The sequence below is a fragment of the Streptomyces sp. NPDC003023 genome, from assembly GCF_042888225.1.
Lineage (GTDB): Bacteria > Actinomycetota > Actinomycetes > Streptomycetales > Streptomycetaceae > Streptomyces.
The window spans coordinates 121,997-141,141 of the sequence record NZ_JBIAPL010000003.1 but is presented as its reverse complement, the minus strand read 5'-3'; the positions used below and the strand labels follow the sequence as shown (position 1 = coordinate 141,141).

Sequence of the window (19,145 nt, the reverse complement as noted above, 5' to 3'; positions counted from 1 at the left end):
TTCGTCCAACTGTCTTCGCTCACGCATGCGAATGTGGGAGATTTCCTCCGGAGGCCTGGTGTAGCCGGGAGACTCCGTGGAGTCATCGGCGGCGGAGGAGGCCGGACCGACATGAACAAGCGGTCCGTCGAAGGGGAACGAGGGGTACGCCATGAGGAACTTCGGCCTGCTCGGGGTCGCGGCTGCGATGCGCCGCCGACGGGACGCCCGCGGGGATCGGGGGCAGGGCTCGATCGAGTACGTCGGGATCACGATCCTGGTGGTGGCGATCGTGGTGCTGCTGCTGAACACGAACATGGGCAGCGAGATCGCGAACACCTTCACCGAGAAGATCAATTCGGTCCTCAGCGGTGGTGGCGGCTGACACCGACGATGCCTCGTGACCGCGGCCAGGCGACCCCTCTGTACATGGCAGCGGTGGTCGGTCTGCTCTTCCTCGTCCTCGTGTACCTCGCATTCGGACAGGCCGACGTGACGCGCAACGGTACGCAGACGGCTGCCGACGCGGCGGCGCTCGCGGCTGCGCAGGAATCGAGGGACGAGTTCGTTCTGGCCGACTTCCTGGACGAGTTGGAAGACATCTTCGACGGGGACGTGCCGCCCGGTACTCCGGACGGCTGCGCGCGCGCCGTGGATTTCGCTGCCCGAAACGATGCGGTGGCGGACTACGGCGACTGCGCCCGGTTGAATGACGGCCGCTGGGGATTCACCGTCGACGTCAGGTCCCGGAAGTCGATGGGGAACAGCATCATCGAAGGAACCGGCAACAAGCACGCCACAGCGACCGCCACCGCAGTGGTCGAGCCTCGCTGCACCTTCACGGCCGACGAGGGTGAAGACCCGAAGCCCGGTGAGGGAGACGAGGACGATCAGCAGAAGCCGTCCCCGGGCAAGCTGGTCTGCGACTCGAAGGACTGGGTCATCGACCCGGAAAATCTGGATCTGCTGCCCGACATGGCAGATCTCTTCACCGTCCGACTGGCCGAGGACTGAGCCCGATGAGCGCAAAGGAACAGGATTGATGAGCATGCGGCACATGAAGGCCATGCGCCGGGCCGGGGCGGCAGCCGTGCTGTCGTCCGCCTTGATCTTGACTCTCTCGGCCTGCGGCGGTGACGGAGAGGCGAAGAGTCCGAGCAGCTCGAGCTCGGCGCCCGCCGGGTCAAAGGGGGGCGACAAGGCAAGTCCTGAACCGGAGGCAGCGCCCAGCACGCCGAGTGAACCCATTGCGACAGTCAAGGGCGACAAGGGGGTGGAGATGTCCGTGTTCTCGGCACGCAGGGACGAGGGCGGTTTCCTCACGTTGGACGGTCAGATCAAGAACGCCGGCTCGACAGGGTTCACCACTCCTGTGCAATGGAGTGGTCTGGAACAGTCCGTGGCCGCCACCGGTCGCTCGTTCGCCGGCATGACCCTGGTGGACTCCAAAGGGAAGAAGCGGTACTACGTGCTGCGCGACACGGACAACCGTCCTCTGACCACCTACGCCTACAGCAGCCTCATCCGGCCCGGAGAAAGCCTCGCCTTCTTCGCCCAGTTCCCCGCACCACCCGCGGACACCACACAAGTCGCCTTGCAGTTCCCCGGTTTCCCCAGCACCACGATCGAGCTGTCCTGATGAGCCCCCGGACCCGCGCCACCGCGACCGCAGCCGTCCTCGCCGGTGCGCTCACCCTCGGCCTCCTCTCCACGGGTGAGGCGTTCGCCGACGACGGCCCCTACGCGGCAGCGCCCGCCGAAGCGCCGGTCAAGATCGACGCCGCCGACTCCGATCTCAAGCTCCCCGAAGGCGCCACGCTCGCCGACCCGAAGGTCATCGACATCAAGTCCGTCGTCGAGGACATCAGCGGCGAGGAGCGGCGCGAGGAGACCAACTCCGACATGAAGTTCGCGCTCCAGGCCGAGGTGCTGTTCGGCATGGACAGCTCGAAGCTCTCCGGAGAGGCCACCGCCCGCATCTCCGCCATCGCCGGTGAGATCAAGAACCAGGGCGCCAAGAAGATCCGCGTCTTCGGCTTCACCGACGACCTCGGCTCCGAGGCCCACGGCGACAAGCTGTCGAAGGAGCGCGCGGACGCGGTCCACAGCATCCTGTCGCAGCAATTGGGCGCCGAGGGGATCACGTACGAGATCCGGGGATACGGCGAGGACTACCCGATCGCGAGCAACACGACGGAGGAGGGCCGCCGGAAGAACCGGCGCGTGGAGGTGTCGTTCCCCCGGGAGTGACCCGCAGCCGGACGCGCTGTCACGCACCCGCTCACCCGGGCGTCCGGCACTGTGTCGAATCCGGGGATTCGCGATCCCGAGAAGGCGATCAACAACCCGGTGTCGTGCCGGGCGTGAGGGTCAGGTCGCTTCCGGTCCGCAACCCCCACCCCGCCATCGCGCCCGCCTCCGCCTCCAGCACGTACCGGGCCCGCAGGCGTGGGAGGCCGACGCGGCCCGGGGGCATGGTGCGGACGGTGAGGACGCGGAGTCCGGCGTCCAGGTAGGCCACGTCGAGCGTGAAACGCATGCCGATCGTGTGGACGCTGTTGCACGGCGTCAGGAGCATTGCGCCCTCGATGCCGTCGCGGCCGAGGAGCCCCCTGCGGCGGGTGCGGTACGTGGCGGCGATCTCGACCGGGGCGACGGGGCGGCCGTCGACCGTCAGGGTCGCCGTGCCGTCGCGCCAACGCCGCGTTCCCCTCATGGCGTTCACGGTACCGCCCGGTCGGCCTAGGGTCGTGGGCGTGGAAGCAGCGTTGGTCGTGGTCGCCGTCCTGTGGGGTGCGGGAGCAGGGTGGTTGTGTCCGCGTGCGGTGTACCGGCTCTCCGTCGAGCCGGAGGAGGCGTGGCGTGCCGCCTGCCCGGCCGGGCACCCGTACGGCGGGCCGGCACGTGGGTGGGTCGGCGGGGCCTGCTGTCCGGCGCCACTGCCGGGGCGGTTCGCCGCGCCCGTCACCGCGGCGCTGGTGTGCGGCGCCCTCGCCGCTGCGGTCGGCGGACGGCCCGAGTTGGCGGTGTGGTTGGTACTCGCGCCCTTCGCGGTGGTGCTCGCGCTCGTCGACGCCGGGGTCCGCCGACTGCCGGACCTCCTGACGCTGCCGTTGGCGGCCGGGGCGGTGCTCCTGCTCGGGGGCGCGGGTCTTCTGCCGGGGGCTGGCGGGTCGTGGACGAGCGCGCTGCTCGGTGGGCTCGTCCTCGGGGCGGTGTACTTCGTGCTGTTCCTGATCCATCCGGGCGGCATGGGTTTCGGCGACGTGAAACTCGCGCTGTCGCTGGGTGCGGTCCTCGGCTGGTACGGCTGGGCGGTGCTCTTCGCGGGGGCCTTCGCCGGTTTTCTGCTCGGCTCCGTGTACGGGGTGGGGCTGGTGGTGCTGCGCCGCGCGGGGCGCGGGAGTGCCATTCCTTTCGGGCCGTTCATGCTGAGCGGGGCGTGGCTGGGTGTTCTGCTCGGAGCTCTCGCCGTGCGCTGACTCGGGAATGGGCGGGACACACGGGCACCCGTCCGCGCAGAATCGATCACATGGACTCCATCGCGAAGAAGCCCGTGAACATCACCGAGGCCCTCGCCTCGTTCGACGACGTGTACAGCCCACGCATCGTGGCCCGCATGAACGACTACGACGTCCGTGTCGCGCACACCCTCGGGGATCATGTGTGGCACGTTCACGAGGACACGGACGAGTTCTTCCTCGTCCTCGACGGGCAATTCGACGTCGCCCTGCGCGCGGCCGACGGCAGCGAGTCGACCGTCGAACTGCGCAAGGGCGACACGTTCGTCGTGCCCAAGGGCACCGAGCACAGGCCCACGTCCACCGGCGGCTCCATTCTGATGTTCGAGCCGTCCGGTACGAAGTCGACCGGCGACCGTCACGAGGGTGTGATTCCGGACAACGTCGACAGCACGACGGGGCACGACCTGACGTGAGGCGGTGAGGGACGGGCCCGTGCGGTTCAGGCGTGCGGGCCCACGGTCACCTTGCCGACGCTCAGCTCCGCCCGGCCCTCCAGCGCTTCGCCCACCCGCTCGGCCTGGTCGGCGAGCCCGGTCCGCGCCCGGGACGTGTCGAGCGCGGGGCCGATCGGTTCCACGGTCACGGTGACGCGTCTGCCGGAGCGGCGCTGGTGCCAGACGCCGGACACGACGCCGTCGACCAGCACCACCGGGTAGTTGCCGGCCTGGCCGCCGGCCAGGGCCCGGGTGTACGCCGCGCCCGGGAAGAGACGTTCCCGGGGTTGGCAGGCGATCACGTAGGCGTCGAAGTAGGGGAGCAGGCGCACGCCGCGGGGCGGGGCGGCGTCCGGGAAGGAGGTGTCGCCGGCGGCGACCCAGGCCGGGGCGCCTTCGTAGGACACCGCCTCGATGCGGTCCACGGCCGCCAGGTCCGCGAACACCTCCCGCGCCCAGGCGTTGGGTGCCCCCAGCCATCTGGCGAAGTGGGCGGGTGTGGCAGGGCCGTACGCGTACAGATGGCGCCGGACGAGTTCGAGGACGGCGGGACCGGCGGCCATGGGCGTGACGCCCGGCGTCGTGAAGGTGGTCCTGCGGCCGCGGTTCGGGCCGAAGGCGAGGGCGCCGCGCCGGGCGGCGGTGTGCGTGACCTGCCGCCAGCGCGGCCACTTGTCCTGGAAGGCTTCCATCACCCGGTCACCGGCCCAGGTGCCCGTACGGGCGACGATCGCGTCCGTCAGCTCGTCGGTGGTCAGCGGCTCGCCCGTCAGCGCGTCGCGGATCGCCGCGACTACCTCGTCGGTCTGTGCCGGTGTCATCCGTACGCCCTCCGGCTGGGGGCTCGACCCGTCCGGGGCCGCGGACAGTGCGCCGGTCCACATCGGAAGGTCCGCGGTGGGCAGCAGATGGACGGTTCCGCGGGGGCCGTACGTCTTCGTCAGGGTCCGCTCCGTCCAGAGCGCCTCGCGTACGTCCGTGCGGGTCGTGCGGGGCGGCAGGCGCAGGGCGACGGACAGTTCTCCCGCGGACAGCACCTGTGCGTGCGCGCCGAGCATCGCGCCGGTGATCCCGGCGGGGGAGTCGAGGCCCTCGCCCGCCGTGCCCTGACCCGCCAGTCCCTGCCGGGTCAGGCGGCGGGCGTTCGCCTGTGGCCACGTCACGTCGATTGTCGTCATGGGGGTGACCGTAGGGGCGATCCAGGTCAGATCCTGTCCGCTATGAAGGCCCAACGGGTTGTGCGGGACGGGCATTTGACAGAGGGTCATGACTTTCGTCAACGCGACGCCCTGGCGCCCGGGTCCCCCGTGGGAGGTACCGCGGAGGGCGGTCACGGGCCGTCATGCCTGGTGGCGCACCGCTGTACGCGCCCCGGTGCGAATTCGGTGAGCACTTCCGGCATGGCGTGGCACTCGGCACCGCTTACGAAGGGTTATGGTGGAAACCCCCCCTCGGGCCGGTCCGTATCCCCCCCACGGACCGGCCCGTTTTCTGTCCCGGGGACAGGACGGGTCAGCTCCGGTCGGCCCAGATGTTGGTGCCCTTCGTGTCCACCGCGAAGGTGTCGATCTCGGCCAGCTCCGTGTCCGTCAGAGGGGCCCCGGCCAGCGCGGCGACGTTCTCGTCGAGCTGTCGCACGCTCGACGCGCCGATCAGGGCGGACGTCATCCGGGGGTCGCGCAGCACCCACGAGATCGCCAGCTGGGCCAGCGACTGCCCCCGGCGCGAGGCGATGCCGTCGAGACCGCGGAGCCGGCGCACCACCTCGTCGGAGAGCAGGTTCGGGTCGAGGGACTTGCCCTGGGTGGCCCGGGAGCCCTCCGGGATGCCCTTCAGATACTTGTTCGTGAGCAGGCCCTGCGCGAGCGGCACGAAGGAGATGCAGCCCATGCCGGCGCTCTCCAGCGTGTCGAGGAGGCCGTCGTTCTCGATCCAGCGGTTGATCATCGAGTACGACGGCTGGTGGATCAGGGCCGGGACGCCCATCTCCTTCAGCAGCCGGGCCGCCTGCGCGGTCTGCTCCGCGTTGTACGACGAGACACCCACGTACAGCGCCTTGCCCTGCTGGACGGCGGATGCGAGCGCTCCCATCGTCTCCTCGAGCGGAGTGCCCGGGTCGAAGCGGTGCGAGTAGAAGATGTCGACGTAGTCGACTCCCATGCGCTTCAGGGACGCGTCCAGGGAGGAGAGCAGATACTTCCGCGAACCCCATTCGCCGTAGGGGCCGGGGTGCATCAGATAGCCGGCCTTGGTGGAGATGATGAGCTCGTCCCGGTACGGGGCGAAGTCCTGCGCGAAGATCTTGCCGAAATTGAGCTCGGCGGACCCGGGGGGCGGGCCGTAGTTGTTCGCCAGGTCGAAGTGGGTCACACCCAGGTCGAAGGCCCGGCGCAGGATCGCGCGCTGCGAGTCGAGACTCCGGTCGTCGCCGAAGTTGTGCCAGAGACCGAGCGACAGGGCGGGAAGCTTGAGGCCGGAGCGACCGGTGCGGCGGTACTCCATGGATTCGTATCGGCCGGCGTCTGCGAGGTAATAGGGGGAATCAGTCACGCTTCCCTCCTTATCACGGACTTGTGACACACCGGGTTGGGCCGTCGTGCCCGGCCCGCAGTACTGTTGCGCCTTCGGGGACTGCCGCACAAAGGGGTGTAAGAACTGTGAACCTGCGCGACCTGGTGTACGGGCTCTACGCACGCCGGGTGGAAGGCCGCCTCGACCATGCCCAGGTGCCGAAGCACATCGGCGTGATCCTCGACGGCAACCGCCGCTGGGCAAAGGCCTCGGGTGGCACGGCCGCACAGGGGCACCAGGCCGGCGCCGACAAGATCTCCGAGCTGCTGGGCTGGTGCGCGGAGACGGACGTCGAGGTCGTCACTCTCTGGCTCCTCTCCACGGACAACTTCGACCGTCCGGCGGAGGAACTCACCCCTCTCCTCGGCATCATCGAGAACACCGTGCGCAACCTGGCCGCGGACGGCCGTTGGCGCGTGCACCACGTGGGCACGCTGGACCTGCTCCCGGCGCACACGCAGACGGTGCTGAAGGAGGCCGAGCAGGCCACGGCGGACGTGAAGGGAATACTGGTCAACGTCGCCGTCGGCTACGGCGGCCGCCAGGAGATCGCGGACGCGGTGCGCTCACTGCTCCTCGAGCACGCGGAGAAGGGCACGAGCTTCGAGGAGCTCGCGGAGATCGTGGACGTCGAGCACATCTCCGAGCACCTCTACACGCGGGGGCAGCCGGATCCGGATCTGGTGATCCGTACGAGTGGGGAGCAGCGGCTGTCGGGCTTCATGCTCTGGCAGAGCGCGCACTCCGAGTACTACTTCTGCGAGGTCTTCTGGCCGGCCTTCCGTAAGGTCGACTTCTTGCGTGCGCTGCGGGACTACGCGGCGCGGCACCGGCGCTACGGGTCCTGACGCCTGCGGGCACGTACTCCGGGTGCGGGTGGCGCCTGCGGCGGGCCGTTTCCCCACCCCGCCCCACCCCCACCCCCACCCCGCCCCACCACCCCACCCCACCACCCCGCCCCTTCCCGAACCGGAGGGCCCCGGACCTCGGTGACACCCTGCGGGCGGTGTACCGCGCTCCGCACGCCGGCCTCGAACGCCGGCCGGGCCGGTTCTGCCGCTGCGAGGCCCTTCCCGTCCTTGGCTCGGCCCGGAACCGGTGTCGCCCCGCGCGGGGCGGTCTCCCATTCCCCCTACGGCTCTGCGGCCGTGGGCCGGGGTACCTCCCACGCCGCCCGGCGTAGGGGAGGAGCCCCCGAAACACCGCATGGAGCGCGGTACCGGGCCCGGGCGGACCCCGGTACGAAAGGGGCCGCCCAACGACCGGACCGCCGCACGCAGGGCCCCCGTCATCCCCTGTTCACCGCAGCGCCCCCGCCCCCTTGGCATGGCCGCACTTGTTCGAGGGCATATCCCTTTCAGGTCGACGTCCGATTCACGAACGTCGTATCTCAGTGAGCGGCTGACACCGCTCACCCGGGAGGCCCTTTGCACACGAAGGACTGCACCAGCGGTGCGGACCACGCGGAGGGCCGGCGCTCGGCCCGCGCATCGTGGCCTGAGCCCGGCCCGTCGCCCGCTTCGGCGGGTGGCCCCATGGCCCGCGACGCCGTCGCACCCCGACCTCGTCCGAGGGGGTACGTCCTTCCGTGGTGAACAGCACAAAGCGCCGTATGAACGACAGGCGCACCTATGTTCTCGACACCAGCGTCCTGCTGGCGGATCCGAACGCCATGAGCCGCTTCGACGAGCACGAGGTCGTGCTTCCCGTCGTCGTGGTCACGGAGTTGGAGGCCAAGAGGCACCATCCGGAGCTCGGCTACTTCGCCCGTCAGGCGCTGCGCCTGCTGGACGACTTCCGGGTCCGGTACGGCCGTCTCGACGCGCCTCTGCCGATCGGCGACCTCGGTGGCACGCTGCGCGTCGAGCTCAACCACTCGGATCCCGGCGTGCTGCCGGCCGGCTTCAGGCTGGGGGACAACGACTCGCGCATTCTGGCGGTTGCGCGCAATCTCCAGGCGGAGGGGTACGACGTCACGGTCGTGTCCAAGGACCTGCCGCTGCGTATCAAGGCGTCGTCGGTCGGTCTGCTCGCGGAGGAGTACCGCGCGGAGCTCGCCATCACCGACGCCGGCTGGACCGGTATGACCGAGCTGGCCCTGTCGGCCGAGCAGGTCGACCTGCTGTACGGGGAGGAGACGCTGTACGTGCCGGAGGCGGCCGGGCTTCCCGTGCACACCGGTCTCGTACTGCAGTCGGAGCGCGGCAAGGCGCTGGGCCGTGTGTCGGCGGAGGGCAACGTCCGTCTGGTGCGTGGTGACCGTGAGGTGTTCGGCATCCACGGCCGCAGCGCCGAGCAGCGCATCGCGCTGGATCTGCTGCTCGACCAGGAGGTCGGCATCGTCTCGCTCGGCGGCCGGGCCGGCACCGGCAAGTCGGCGCTGGCGCTGTGCGCGGGCCTGGAGGCGGTCCTCGAGCGCAGGCAGCACCAGAAGGTGATGGTCTTCAGGCCGCTGTACGCGGTGGGCGGGCAGGAGCTCGGCTATCTGCCGGGCACCGAGGCCGAGAAGATGAGCCCCTGGGCGCAGGCGGTCTTCGACACGCTGTCCGCGGTGGCGGGACGCGAGGTCATCGAGGAGGTCCTGAACCGCGGCATGCTCGAGGTTCTGCCGCTGACCCACATCCGCGGCCGTTCGCTGCACGACGCGTTCGTCATCGTGGACGAGGCCCAGTCGCTGGAGCGGAACGTCCTGCTGACGGTTCTGTCCCGTATCGGGGCGAATTCCCGTGTCGTCCTGACGCATGACGTGGCACAGCGGGACAATCTGCGCGTCGGCCGCTACGACGGAGTGGTCGCCGTCGTGGAGAAGCTGAAGGGGCATCCGCTTTTCGCCCACGTCACGCTCACCCGCTCGGAGCGTTCGCAGATCGCCGCACTGGTGACCGAAATGCTGGAGGACGGGCACATTTAGTCCGATAGTCGCCGGAGGCTTATCCGGCGAATGGGGCAAGTCAGTTGACGCCGCCCGGCGAAGCGCAAGAGCCTAGCCGGGCGGCGTCGCGGTGTCCGGGCTTTCCTTCAAAACCCCCGGCGTAAACGGGGTGTGAGCTTTCACACCCGGTGAAGAATTGCCTTGCGGTGTCGGCTTCCGGCAGAGTCTTGCTTCCGTCAGGCCCCGCATGCGACACAACCGCACCACAGCTGGTGCACAGCAACACACAACTCAAGACCTGTTCGTCGCATGCCGCCCGCGAGCACAACGCGGCATCTCCTTGAAGGAGTTGCCCACCGGGCCCGTGCCTCCCGTGACCCAAGCAGTGGGGAGGCCAGCGTCAGGGGCAAGATTGCGCCCGCGAGGTCACCTGTGCGAGTGCTGCTGGAAGGAAACCGTGTGAGCCGGATCTCGGTCCGGGGATTCGCAGTCGCTTCGGCTACTGCGGTCACCACCGTAGGCGCCGTCGTCGGCGTCGCGTCGGGCAACGCTCAGCCCTCGGGCGACAACCTCGAGACGACTGCCGCCGACACGACGCTCCTCGCGGACATCCCCATGGGCGAGCAGGCCCAGATCCAGGTGTCGTCCCTCGCGCAGCAGGCCGATGCCCAGGCCGCCGCCGCGGACGCGGCTGCGAAGAAGTCCGCCGAGGAGTCGGCCCGCATCCAGGCCGCCAAGACCGCGGAGACCAAGAAGGCGGCCGCGGAGCAGGCGGAGAAGGAGCGCAAGGAGGCGGAGGAGCGGGCCAACCGCAACGCCGTCCGCGACGCGTCCAGCTTCTCCGCGCAGGCGTCCTACACGGTCGCCGAAGTCAAGGCGATGGCACGCCAGATGGTGCCCGCCGACCAGTTCCAGTGCTTCAGCAACATCGTGAACCACGAGTCGACCTGGAACTACCAGGCGCAGAACCCGTCTTCAGGCGCGTACGGCCTGGTGCAGGCGCTGCCCGGCTCCAAGATGTCGTCCGCCGGAGCCGACTGGCAGACCAACCCGGCCACCCAGATCAAGTGGGGCCTGAACTACATGGACAGCCGCTACGGCAGCCCGTGCGGTGCCTGGTCGTTCTGGCAGGCCAACCACTGGTACTAGTCCGGCAGCAGTCGGACAGTCGCTCAACTTCCCGGAGCCCCTCACCGTCCTACGGTGAGGGGCTCCGTGCGTGTACGGTCGGATTCCGGCCGGGTGGGGGCACCATCCGCGGCCCCCAGGCGCAGGGGGCGAGTATGGGGGAAGAGGAAAGCATCATGTCGAAGGTTCCAGGATGGCTCGGCCGAATGGGCGCCGAGCTGACCCGGATGGGAGAGCGCCTGAACGAGCGCCGCGGCGACGACGGGGCGGATTCCCGCGATGATCTGCCCGGTGCCCTGCCGCCTCCCGACACCGTTCCGCCGCCGCCCGCGTACGCCCCCGCCGTCGCGGCGAAGCCCGACCCCGTCGCCGCCATCCCCTGGGGCATCCGGGTCGCGGCCGAGGCGGGCTGGCGGCTGCTCGTACTGGCGGGCACGCTCTGGGTGTTGATGCGTGCCATCAGCTCCGTGCAGCTGGTGGTGCTGGCCTTCGTGGCCGCCCTGCTGGTCACCGCGATGCTCCAGCCCACCGTCGCCCGGCTGCGCAGGCTGGGCCTGCCGCGTGGCCTGGCCACCGCGGTGACGGCGATCCTCGGCTTCGTCATCATGGGCCTGGTCGGCTGGTTCGTGGTCTGGCAGGTCATGGAGAACCTCGACAACCTCTCCGACCGGGTCAGGGACGGCATCGACGAGCTCAAGCGCTGGCTGCTGGACAGTCCGTTCCATGTGACGGAAAGTCAGATCAACGACATCGCGGAGAACCTCAGCGACACGATCGGCACCAACACGGAGGAGATCACCTCCGCCGGTCTCCAGGGCGTGACCGTGATGGTCGAGGTGCTCACCGGGATACTGCTGGCGATGTTCTCCACGCTGTTCCTGCTGTACGACGGCAAGCGGGTGTGGCAGTGGGTGCTGAAGCTCGTCCCCGCGCAGGCCCGTCCCGGAGTCGCGGGAGCCGGCCCGCGTGCCTGGCGGACACTGACCGCGTATGTGCGGGGCACCGTGATAGTCGCTCTGATCGACGCGATCTTCATCGGTCTGGGGATCTACTTCCTCGAGGTCCCGCTGGCCGTGCCGCTGGCCGTGTTCATCTTCCTCTTCGCCTTCATCCCGCTCGTCGGCGCGGTGGTCTCCGGGGCTCTCGCGGTCGTCGTCGCGCTGGTCACCCAGGGCGTGTTCACGGCGCTGATGGTGCTGCTCGTGGTCCTCGCCGTACAGCAGATCGAAGGCCATGTGCTGCAGCCCTTCATCCTGGGCCGCGCGGTGCGGGTGCATCCGCTCGCGGTGGTCCTCGCCGTCGCCTCCGGTGGTCTGGTCGCCGGAATCGGCGGCGCGGTGGTCGCCGTTCCGCTGGTCGCCGTGACCAACACGGTGGTCGGCTATCTGAACGTGTACGGCAGGGAACAGGCGTTGCGGCACTCGCCGCCGCCGCACGGTTCGACGTCCCTCGACGCGGCGGCCGCGCCGGCTCAGGAGGGGCCCGCGAAGCCTCCTGCGGCGGAGGAACAGCGGTGATCTCCGAGCCCGAGATGGTGCCGGAGGGCCACTTCGGCGCGGCCGAACTCCCGGGGCAGCGCCCGCCCCCCGACGAGGTGATGGCGGCCGGCGACCCCCCGGCCGCCGCGCGCCCGGCCCGCCCCGCGTGGCTGTGGGCCCTCGGCGGGGCGGCCGTCGCGTCGGTGGTGTGGGCGGGCGGGCTGTACGCGTACATGTCCGCCGCCCCGGACCTCGGCGGCTACCGGACGAGCCGCAATCTCTGCGTGGACGCCGAGTTGAAGACCTTGTCCTCGGCGATCGGCGGGCGTGAAGGAGAGGGGACGGCGGCGGTCAGCGAACACGAGACCCTCGAGGACGCGTCCTGCTACTTGGCTCTCAGACCGACGGGCTACGAGATCCCGGTGGACGAGGACGGGAACGAACTGGGGGCACTGCCCGAGGTGTCGGTCGGGTACCGGCTGCACAAGAAGACCGACCCCGGACCCGAGTTCGCGGGGGACGTCGCCGCTCGTCATGAGTACCCCGGCGCGGGGAGCACGGTCCGGCAGGTCGACGGGCTGGGCGAGCGGGCGTACGTCGTCCGCGACTCCACCAGCGTGGTCCTGGAGGTACTGGACGGCCAGGCGGTGATCACGATGTCCTTGTCCAGCTACCCGGACGTGGACTCCGGAGAGCGGACGGTCGACCTGACCGATGTCGAACCGCTGCTGGCGGCGGACATCGAGGCACTGATGGTCGCGTTGCGGACGAAGGGCTGAGGTTCGCCGCGCCCAGAGCAGGAGCGGGACCGGGAGCGGGCCAGGAGCGCCCCGAGCGCACCGGACGCACACGCAGAAGCCCCCTCCGACCCGGGAACGGGTCGGAGGGGGCTTCTCACATGTCCGCGGCCGCGTACTACTCGGCCATGACGGCCTCTGCGTCCAGCGTGGTGCCCACGGCCTGGATCACCGCGGCGATCTTGACGGCCTCCTGGATCGTCTCGCGGTCCACACCGGCCTTGCGGAGCACCTGCTCGTGGGAGTCGAGGCACTGGCCGCAGCCGTTGATGGCGGAGACGGCGAGCGACCACAGCTCGAAGTCGACCTTCTCCACGCCGGGGTTGCCGATGACGTTCATCCGCAGACCGGCGCGCAGCGTCCCGTACTCGGGGTCCGACAGCAGGTGCCGGGTCCGGTAGAAGACGTTGTTCATCGCCATGACGGCGGCGGCCGACTTGGCGGCGGTGTAGGCCTCGGGCCCGAGGTTCGCCTTTGCCTCCGGCTCCAGCTCGCGCAGCACCCGCGGCGAGCGCGAGGCGATCGCACAGGCCAGGACGGTGCCCCACAGCTGCTGCTGGGGAAGGTCACTGTTGCCGATGACCGAGCCGAGGTTCAGCTTCAGGTCCTTGGCATAGTCCGGTATGGCGGCCTTCAGCTCGTCGAGGGCCATGGATCACTCACCGGCCAGGAGCGCGACCGGGTCGAGGGTGTTCTCGCCCTTGGTCCAGTTGCACGGGCACAGCTCGTCGGTCTGCAGGGCGTCCAGGACCCGCAGGACCTCCTTGGGGTTACGGCCGACGGAGCCGGCGGTCACCATCGTGAACTGGATCTCGTTGTTCGGGTCCACGATGAAGACGGCGCGCTGCGCGAAGCCGTCTTCGCCCTCGATGCCGAGGTCGCGCATCAGCTCGTGCTTCGAGTCGGCCATCATCGGGAAGGGCAGGTCACGCAGGTCGGCGTGGTCCTTGCGCCAGGCGTGGTGGACGAACTCGGAGTCGCCGGAGAAGCCGAGGACCTGGGCGTCACGGTCGGCGAACTCGTCGTTCAGCTTGCCGAACGCGGCGATCTCGGTCGGGCAGACGAAGGTGAAGTCCTTGGGCCACGCGAAGACGACCTTCCACTTGCCCTCGTAGGACTTGTGGTTGATCTGCTCGAATTCCTTACCGCTCTCCAGCGAGACGCAGGCAGCGAGTTCGAACGTGGGGAACTGGTCACCGACAGTGAGCACGCGCTCTCCTTGCAAACAGGACTTCCCTTTTGGGGTCATCCGGTGGGGTTGGACGGATCTTGATAGTGGCACAGAGTGCATTGATCGCGGAAATAGCTAGACTCGGTCATCGCGATCGGAGGTACTTATCAGTGGCGCCAACAAATAGGGTCAAACAGCCGAGCCTCGCACAGCTGCGCGCCTTCGCGGCCGTGGCGGAGCATCTGCACTTCCGGGACGCGGCGGCGGCAATCGGGATGAGTCAGCCGGCGCTCTCCGGCTCGGTCTCGGCGCTCGAGGAGGCACTGGGTGTCCAGCTTCTCGAGCGTACGACCCGCAAGGTGCTGCTCTCCCCGGCGGGTGAACGGCTCGCCGTCCGCGCCAAGGCGGTGCTGGACGCGGTCGGCGCGCTGATGGAGGAGGCGGAGGCGGTACGGGCGCCGTTCACCGGTGTGCTCCGTCTCGGGGTGATCCCGACGGTCGCGCCCTATCTGCTGCCGACGGTGCTCAGGCTGGTCCACGAGCGCTATCCGGAGCTGGACCTCCAGGTCCACGAGGAGCAGACGTCCTCCCTGCTGGAGGGGCTGGCCGCGGGGCGGCTGGACCTGCTGCTGCTCGCCGTGCCGCTGGGCGTGCCCGGTGTCACCGAACTACCCCTCTTCGACGAGGACTTCGTGCTCGTCACACCGGAGGACCACTGGCTCGGCGGCCGCCACGACATCCCGCGCCAGGCGCTGCGCGAGTTGCATCTGCTGCTGCTCGACGAGGGGCACTGCCTGCGTGACCAGGCACTCGACATCTGCCGTGAGGCGGGTCGCACGGAGGGTGCCCCGGTGACCACGACGGCCGCCGGCCTGGCCACTCTGGTCCAGCTCGTCGCGGGCGGCCTTGGCGTCACGCTGCTGCCGCGCACGGCGGTCGATGTCGAGACGGGCCGTGCGGGCCGTCTCCAGACCGGCTGGTTCGCGGACCCGGCCCCGTCGCGCCGCATCGCCCTGGCGATGCGGGCGGGGGCGGCGCGCGGCGGCGAGTTCGAGGAGTTCGCGGAAGCGCTGCGGGAGGCGATGCGGACGCTTCCCGTGCGGGTGGCCGACTGAGGGGCCACGCGGCCGAGGTCTCCGCTCCGCGCCGGGTCCGTGCCTCTATGCGCTGTGTCCCGGCGGGGAGTTCGGTGGTGTCATGGTGATCCCTGTCGAGGAGGGGCGCATCGGTGGTGTCCACCTCGTCCGGAGAGGCCGTCCCGCGACAAATCCGGGACGCCGCTCACCCCGCGACGAGCCGACAGCGGGTAGGGGGCGGCCCCGTGGGCACCACACGGGGCCGCTGCTGCTTGCGGCCCCCTCATGGAGGGCCGCTGCCGCCTACGGCTGGGCGTCCCCGGGGCCGCCCGGGTCCGCCGGCGGTGCCTTCGGGGGGCGGCCGCGCCGGGCGATCGGCCGCGTACCTCCCGGCAGCCGTCCCGCATCGGCCAGTGCCCTGCGCAGCAGGAACTCGATCTGCGCGTTCGCGCTGCGCAGCTCGTCACCCGCCCACCTGGCCAGCGCCTCGTACACCGCGGGGTCCAGCCGCAGCAGGACCTGCTTGCGTTCCGGGGGAGGCGGCGGGGTCACTGGTAGAGCGTGCCCGTGTTGAGGACCGGCTGGGCCGAGCGGTCGCCGCAGAGCACCACCATCAGGTTGGACACCATCGCCGCCTTGCGCTCGGAGTCCAGCTCGACGATGCCCTGTTCGGCGATCCGGGCGAGCGCCGCCTCGACCATGCCCACGGCGCCGTCGACGATCTGGCGCCTGGCGGCCACGACCGCGCCCGCCTGCTGGCGCTGCAGCATCGCGGAGGCGATCTCGGGCGCGTAGGCGAGGTGCGTGAAGCGGGATTCGATGATGTGCACGCCGGCCGCCTCGACGCGGGCGTGCAGCTCGACGGCGAGCTTCTCCGTGATCTCCTCCGCGTTGCCGCGCAGTGACAGACCGTCCTCGTCGTGGGCGTCGTACGGGTACTCGATGGCGATGTGCCGGACGGCGGCCTCGGTCTGCGTGGAGACGAACTCGAGGAAGTCGTCCACCTCGAACATCGCCTGGGCGGTGTCCTCGACCTTCCACACCACCACCGCGGCGAGCTCGATGGGGTTGCCGTACGCGTCGTTGACCTTCAGTACGGCCGTCTCGTGGTTGCGCACGCGGGTCGAGATCTTGGTCCGTGAGGTGAGCGGGTTGACCCAGCGCAGTCCGTCCGTGCGGATCGTGCCGCGGTAGCGGCCGAACAGCTGGACCACCCTCGCCTCGCCCGGCGCGACCATGTTCAGCCCGCTCATGGCGAGGAACGCCGCGAGGCCGATCACGATGCCGGCGGGGATCAGCACGGCCTTGGCCGCGGTGGAGTCGACCGACGTCGCGCCGATGAGGAGCCCCACGCCCGCGACCAGTCCGATCAGACCGAGCAGGAGGGCGAGGCCGCCTCCGATGCTGCGGGCGGTGAACTCGCGCACCTGCGGCCGAGGCATCTCGGGAACGTCCGCCGTTCCGTCCTTGTGGTGCTCGAAAGTGCTGGTGACAGGCATGGGAGTCCCCGTTTCCGCGTCTGTGGCGCCGTCTCGTCGCAATCTCTACCTCTAGCAGAGTGATATCACTTTAACGCATGCCGCAACCCTGAGCGCCTCTCGTGAGTCGGTTCCCTTGAGACAAGGTGCTGATTCTCACGTCCGGAAAAGGGCGGATCGATGCCTCTTTGTCTGCGTGTCCGGTGTTAGCTTTCTGAGCTGGTTCCGGGCCGGTTCCGGACAGAAGACGACAGACCGACAGAGCGGAGCGACGAAGCGATGGGCCGAGCGGAAGCGCGACAGGCCCGGCAGCGCGGTGCGCGCCGGGCGAAGAAAACCGGGCCCTCGGGCATACGCCGCTTCTTCACGTTCAAGAAGATCCTCGGCACGTTCCTCGGTCTGTGTCTGCTGGCGATGGGCGCGTTCTTCGTGGCCTACATGCTGGTCCCGGTCCCCGCGGCCAACGCCCAGGCCAAGCAGCAGAGCAACGTCTACAAGTACAGCGACGGCACGATCCTCGCCCGTACCGGCGAGGTGAACCGTGAGATCGTCGGCCTGGACAAGATCCCCAAGGACGTCCAGTACGCCTTCGTCGCGGCCGAGAACAAGACCTTCTTCGAGGACTCGGGCGTCGACATCAAGGGCACTCTGCGCGGCCTGAAGAACACCGTCACCGGCCAGGGCAAGCAGGGTGGCTCGACCATCACCCAGCAGTACGTCAAGAACTACTACCTGACCCAGGACCGGACGATCACCCGCAAGCTCAAGGAGCTGGTGATCTCGCTGAAGGTGGACCGGAACTCGGAGAAGAGCGAGATCCTCGCCGGTTACCTGAACACCAGCTACTTCGGTCGCGGCGCTTACGGAATCCAGGCCGCCTCCCAGGCGTACTACGGAATCGACGCCGCGAAGCTGAACGTCGCCCAGGGCGCCTACCTCGCCGCGCTCGTCCAGTCCCCCAGCACCTACGACTGGGCCGTCGCCTCCGACGAGACCAAGGAGACGGTGACCAACCGCTGGAACTACGTGCTGAACAACATGGTCGAGGAGAGCTGGCTCGACAAGGGCACCCGTGACGGCCTGAAGTTCCCCACCCCCGGTGAGCCGAAGGCGCCTTCGGGCCTCAGCGGCCAGGCCGGCTACATCGTCGAGGCGGCCAAGGCCGAGCTGACCCGGCAGGGGCTCGACGAGAGCGACCTCGAGGCCGGCGGCTGGACGATCACCCTGAACATCGACTCCAAGCGCCAGAAGGAGCTGGAGGCCGCGGTCAAGAAGCAGCTCGAGGACGAGCTGGACCGCAAGGGCAACGCCGTGGACGCCACCGTGCAGGCGGGCGCCACCTCCGTCGATCCGAAGACGGGGAAGGTCGTCGCCCTCTACGGCGGGGTGAGCGCCACCGAGCACTGGGTGTCCAACGCCACCCGCCGTGACTACCAGCCCGCCTCCACGTTCAAGCCCGTCGTGTTCGCCTCCGCCCTGGAGAACGGTTCCGAGACCCAGGACGGCGACCCGATCGGCCTGAACACGGTCTACGACGGCACCAGCAAACGCCCGGTCGTGGGCAGCGACGTCCCCTTCGCGCCGCAGAACGACCTCAACAAGAGCTACGGTGACGTGACCGTCCAGACGTCGCTCAACCGGTCCATCAACTCCGCCTTCGCGCAGATGGCCGTCGACGTCGGCCTCGGCGAAGTGAAGGAGACGGCGCTCGAGATGGGCGTCCCGGACAAGAACTTCCCCGAGCGGCCGTCGATCGCGCTGGGCACCATGGGCGCCTCGACATGGGACATGGCCGGTGTCTACGCGACCCTCGACAACCACGGCAAGAAGGTCACCCCGACCATCGTCGCCAAGGCCGAGCACAAGGACCGCGAGCTCGAGGTCCAGCAGGGCATCGGCAGCCAGGTGATCAGCCGCGAGACGGCCGACACAGTGACCGCGGGCCTCACGGGCGTGGTGAAGAGCGGCTCCGGCATCGCCGCGAAGTCGAGTGCGTACGAGGCGGCGGGCAAGACCGGTACCTCGGAGAACAACAAGTCCGCCTGGTTCGCCGGGTACACGCCGGAACTCGCCACGGTGGTGGCCCTGTTCGGCGAGACGCCCCCCGAGAAGGGCAGCGGTCAGGTCTCCCTCACAGGCACCGCCCAGGCCGGGCGGGCCAACGGCGGCGGCTTCCCCGCCAGGATCTGGGCCGACTACACCCTCGGCGCGCTGAACGGCGGATCGGACGCCGAGTTCGACCTGGACGTGGCGGAGATCGCGAGCCCGGAACCGGACCCGACGCCGACCGAGACCGAGACCGAGACGGCGGACCCGACGCCGACCGAGACCGAGACCGAGACCGCGGACCCGACGCCGACCGAGACCGAGACGGAGACCGCGGACCCGACGCCGACGGGCGACCCGACGGAGACGGCGACCATCACGCCGCCGACCGGGACGTTCACACCCCCGGTCGAGACGGGTGACGGCGAGGCGGACAGGGACCAGGACCGCCGCCCGCTCGAACCCTGAGCCCCGGGAACGACGGCGGTCAACGACCGACACGGCGGCGGGCGCCCCCCCCCCCCCCCCGGGGGGGGCCCCCCCGGGGGGGGGGGGGGGCCCCCCCCCGCCGCCCACCGGGCCGGGGGCCCG

Annotated in this window: 20 protein-coding genes; 13 read left to right on the top strand and 7 right to left on the bottom strand. The window is 69.7% G+C overall.

What is annotated here, in order from left to right:
* Window positions 1-151: 151 nt before the first annotated feature.
* From ACFYV1_RS12440 to ACFYV1_RS12425, 4 genes are all read left to right on the top strand, one after another.
* A complete protein-coding gene (locus tag ACFYV1_RS12440) occupies window positions 152-364 on the top strand; it encodes a hypothetical protein (RefSeq protein ID WP_389395426.1) in 213 nt (70 codons plus the stop codon).
* Between the two features lie 8 nt (window positions 365-372).
* Window positions 373-993: a pilus assembly protein TadG-related protein gene (locus ACFYV1_RS12435; protein WP_389395425.1), complete on the top strand. Its 621-nt coding sequence runs from the start codon at window positions 373-375 to the stop codon at window positions 991-993.
* A 265-nt stretch (window positions 994-1,258) separates the two neighbouring features.
* Window positions 1,259-1,618: a hypothetical protein gene (locus tag ACFYV1_RS12430; RefSeq protein ID WP_389395424.1), complete on the top strand. Its 360-nt coding sequence runs from the start codon at window positions 1,259-1,261 to the stop codon at window positions 1,616-1,618.
* On the top strand, window positions 1,618-2,229 hold the full coding sequence (locus tag ACFYV1_RS12425; RefSeq protein WP_389395423.1) for an OmpA family protein: 612 nt from the start codon (window positions 1,618-1,620) through the stop codon (window positions 2,227-2,229). The genes ACFYV1_RS12430 and ACFYV1_RS12425 overlap by 1 nt, the downstream gene beginning before the upstream one ends.
* 88 nt (window positions 2,230-2,317) lie before the next feature.
* Here ACFYV1_RS12425 and ACFYV1_RS12420 read toward each other — a convergent pair whose 3' ends face one another.
* A complete protein-coding gene (locus ACFYV1_RS12420; protein ID WP_389395422.1) occupies window positions 2,318-2,695 on the bottom strand; it encodes a DUF192 domain-containing protein in 378 nt (125 codons plus the stop codon).
* A gap of 40 nt (window positions 2,696-2,735) precedes the next feature.
* Here ACFYV1_RS12420 and ACFYV1_RS12415 point away from each other — a divergent pair, with 40 nt between their 5' ends.
* Window positions 2,736-3,461, top strand: a complete 726-nt coding sequence (locus ACFYV1_RS12415; RefSeq protein ID WP_389395421.1) for a prepilin peptidase — start codon at window positions 2,736-2,738, stop codon at window positions 3,459-3,461.
* A 50-nt stretch (window positions 3,462-3,511) separates the two neighbouring features.
* The gene (locus ACFYV1_RS12410) at window positions 3,512-3,916 is read left to right on the top strand and encodes a cupin domain-containing protein (protein ID WP_389395420.1); all 405 of its coding nucleotides are present in this window, start codon (window positions 3,512-3,514) and stop codon (window positions 3,914-3,916) included.
* A gap of 26 nt (window positions 3,917-3,942) precedes the next feature.
* Here the strand turns inward: ACFYV1_RS12410 and ACFYV1_RS12405 are convergent, their stop codons facing one another.
* Both ACFYV1_RS12405 and mgrA read right to left on the bottom strand, forming a co-directional pair.
* On the bottom strand, window positions 3,943-5,115 hold the full coding sequence (locus tag ACFYV1_RS12405; RefSeq protein ID WP_389395419.1) for a winged helix DNA-binding domain-containing protein: 1,173 nt from the start codon (window positions 5,113-5,115) through the stop codon (window positions 3,943-3,945).
* A 334-nt stretch (window positions 5,116-5,449) separates the two neighbouring features.
* Window positions 5,450-6,487 (bottom strand): L-glyceraldehyde 3-phosphate reductase, encoded by a 1,038-nt coding sequence (gene mgrA / locus ACFYV1_RS12400; protein WP_389395418.1) that lies wholly within the window; start codon window positions 6,485-6,487, stop codon window positions 5,450-5,452.
* A gap of 107 nt (window positions 6,488-6,594) precedes the next feature.
* Between mgrA and ACFYV1_RS12395 the strand changes: the two genes are divergently transcribed.
* The 5 genes from ACFYV1_RS12395 (at window position 6,595) to ACFYV1_RS12375 (ending at window position 12,765) form a co-directional block, all read left to right on the top strand.
* Window positions 6,595-7,356, top strand: coding sequence for an isoprenyl transferase (locus tag ACFYV1_RS12395; RefSeq protein ID WP_389395417.1), 762 nt, complete (start codon window positions 6,595-6,597; stop codon window positions 7,354-7,356).
* A 740-nt stretch (window positions 7,357-8,096) separates the two neighbouring features.
* Window positions 8,097-9,419, top strand: a complete 1,323-nt coding sequence (locus ACFYV1_RS12390; protein ID WP_389395416.1) for a PhoH family protein — start codon at window positions 8,097-8,099, stop codon at window positions 9,417-9,419.
* 420 nt (window positions 9,420-9,839) lie between these two features.
* Window positions 9,840-10,529, top strand: coding sequence for a lytic transglycosylase domain-containing protein (locus ACFYV1_RS12385; RefSeq protein ID WP_389395415.1), 690 nt, complete (start codon window positions 9,840-9,842; stop codon window positions 10,527-10,529).
* 155 nt (window positions 10,530-10,684) lie between these two features.
* On the top strand, window positions 10,685-12,025 hold the full coding sequence (locus ACFYV1_RS12380) for an AI-2E family transporter (protein ID WP_389395414.1): 1,341 nt from the start codon (window positions 10,685-10,687) through the stop codon (window positions 12,023-12,025).
* On the top strand, window positions 12,022-12,765 hold the full coding sequence (locus ACFYV1_RS12375; protein WP_389395413.1) for a hypothetical protein: 744 nt from the start codon (window positions 12,022-12,024) through the stop codon (window positions 12,763-12,765). Before ACFYV1_RS12380 ends, ACFYV1_RS12375 begins: the two co-directional genes overlap by 4 nt.
* 136 nt (window positions 12,766-12,901) lie before the next feature.
* Here ACFYV1_RS12375 and ACFYV1_RS12370 read toward each other — a convergent pair whose 3' ends face one another.
* Together ACFYV1_RS12370 and ACFYV1_RS12365 are read right to left on the bottom strand one after the other, a co-directional pair.
* Complete coding sequence (locus ACFYV1_RS12370) at window positions 12,902-13,435, bottom strand: alkyl hydroperoxide reductase (RefSeq protein ID WP_389395412.1); 534 nt, start codon at window positions 13,433-13,435, stop codon at window positions 12,902-12,904.
* A 3-nt stretch (window positions 13,436-13,438) separates the two neighbouring features.
* Window positions 13,439-13,993 (bottom strand): peroxiredoxin, encoded by a 555-nt coding sequence (locus ACFYV1_RS12365; RefSeq protein WP_389395411.1) that lies wholly within the window; start codon window positions 13,991-13,993, stop codon window positions 13,439-13,441.
* A 131-nt stretch (window positions 13,994-14,124) separates the two neighbouring features.
* Here ACFYV1_RS12365 and ACFYV1_RS12360 point away from each other — a divergent pair, with 131 nt between their 5' ends.
* Entirely contained in the window at window positions 14,125-15,069 is a 945-nt protein-coding gene (locus ACFYV1_RS12360) for a LysR substrate-binding domain-containing protein (RefSeq protein WP_389395410.1), read from the top strand.
* Window positions 15,070-15,333: 264 nt separating this feature from the next.
* Here ACFYV1_RS12360 and ACFYV1_RS12355 read toward each other — a convergent pair whose 3' ends face one another.
* Window positions 15,334-15,582 carry a hypothetical protein gene (locus ACFYV1_RS12355; protein WP_389395409.1) on the bottom strand — a complete coding sequence of 83 codons (249 nt, stop codon included), beginning with the start codon at window positions 15,580-15,582 and terminating at the stop codon, window positions 15,334-15,336.
* Window positions 15,579-16,529, bottom strand: coding sequence for an SPFH domain-containing protein (locus tag ACFYV1_RS12350; protein WP_389395408.1), 951 nt, complete (start codon window positions 16,527-16,529; stop codon window positions 15,579-15,581). The genes ACFYV1_RS12355 and ACFYV1_RS12350 overlap by 4 nt, the downstream gene beginning before the upstream one ends.
* Before the next feature lie 258 nt (window positions 16,530-16,787).
* Here ACFYV1_RS12350 and ACFYV1_RS12345 point away from each other — a divergent pair, with 258 nt between their 5' ends.
* Window positions 16,788-19,022 (top strand): transglycosylase domain-containing protein, encoded by a 2,235-nt coding sequence (locus ACFYV1_RS12345; RefSeq protein WP_389395407.1) that lies wholly within the window; start codon window positions 16,788-16,790, stop codon window positions 19,020-19,022.
* The last annotated feature ends 123 nt before the right edge of the window (window positions 19,023-19,145 follow it).

Excerpts from the sequence above, each read along its gene's own strand:
- ACFYV1_RS12440 (WP_389395426.1), top strand. The coding sequence starts at position 152 with ATGAGGAACTTCGGCCTGCTCGGGGTCGCGGCTGCGATGCGCCGCCGA.
- ACFYV1_RS12435 (WP_389395425.1), top strand. The coding sequence starts at position 373 with ATGCCTCGTGACCGCGGCCAGGCGACCCCTCTGTACATGGCAGCGGTG.
- ACFYV1_RS12430 (WP_389395424.1), top strand. The coding sequence starts at position 1,259 with ATGTCCGTGTTCTCGGCACGCAGGGACGAGGGCGGTTTCCTCACGTTG.
- ACFYV1_RS12425 (WP_389395423.1), top strand. The coding sequence starts at position 1,618 with ATGAGCCCCCGGACCCGCGCCACCGCGACCGCAGCCGTCCTCGCCGGT.
- ACFYV1_RS12420 (WP_389395422.1), bottom strand. The coding sequence starts at position 2,695 with ATGAGGGGAACGCGGCGTTGGCGCGACGGCACGGCGACCCTGACGGTC.
- ACFYV1_RS12410 (WP_389395420.1), top strand. The coding sequence starts at position 3,512 with ATGGACTCCATCGCGAAGAAGCCCGTGAACATCACCGAGGCCCTCGCC.
- ACFYV1_RS12405 (WP_389395419.1), bottom strand. The coding sequence starts at position 5,115 with ATGACGACAATCGACGTGACGTGGCCACAGGCGAACGCCCGCCGCCTG.
- ACFYV1_RS12380 (WP_389395414.1), top strand. The coding sequence starts at position 10,685 with ATGTCGAAGGTTCCAGGATGGCTCGGCCGAATGGGCGCCGAGCTGACC.
- ACFYV1_RS12370 (WP_389395412.1), bottom strand. The coding sequence starts at position 13,435 with ATGGCCCTCGACGAGCTGAAGGCCGCCATACCGGACTATGCCAAGGAC.
- ACFYV1_RS12350 (WP_389395408.1), bottom strand. The coding sequence starts at position 16,529 with ATGCCTGTCACCAGCACTTTCGAGCACCACAAGGACGGAACGGCGGAC.
- ACFYV1_RS12345 (WP_389395407.1), top strand. The coding sequence starts at position 16,788 with ATGGGCCGAGCGGAAGCGCGACAGGCCCGGCAGCGCGGTGCGCGCCGG.